At 68.9% G+C, this 527-nt stretch carries 1 protein-coding gene; it reads left to right on the forward strand.

From position 1 onward, the window contains the following. Positions 1–527, forward strand: a 527-nt coding sequence (locus tag CWO91_RS42420) for a penicillin-binding protein activator (protein WP_165406090.1), incomplete at both ends; no start/stop codon positions are given.

Consider the following 527-nt stretch of genomic DNA (forward strand, 5'->3'; position numbering starts at 1 on the left):
GCCGCGACCGCGGGCACCGGCGGGGTGAAGGTCGCCGTGATCCTGCCGCTCTCGGCCGCCGGCAATGCGGGCCTCGCGGCGCAATCCATGCGTAATGCCGCCGAGATGGCGCTGGCCGAGTTCCAGAACCCGAACATCCAGCTCCTGATCAAGGACGACAATGGCAGCCCGCAAGGCGCGCAAGCGGGTGCGCAGCAGGCGGTCGATGAGGGCGCCGAGATCATCCTGGGACCGCTGTTCGCGCAGTCGGTGCCGGCGGTGGCGCAGGTCGCGCGCACGCGTGGCATTTCGGTGATCGCGTTCTCGACCGATTCCAGCATCGCCGGCCGCGGCGTCTATCTGCTCAGCTTCCTGCCGGAGTCCGACGTCAACCGCATCGTCGAATATTCCGGCAGCATCGGAAAGCGCTCGGTCGCTGTGCTCGTGCCCGACAATGCCTATGGCAACGTCGTCGAAGCCGCCGTGAAGGCGGCGGTGCCGCGGCGCGGCGGGCGCGTCGTCGCCTTCGAGAAATACGGCGCCGATCG

The organism is Bradyrhizobium genosp. SA-3 (assembly GCF_004212635.1).
GTDB lineage: Bacteria > Pseudomonadota > Alphaproteobacteria > Rhizobiales > Xanthobacteraceae > Bradyrhizobium.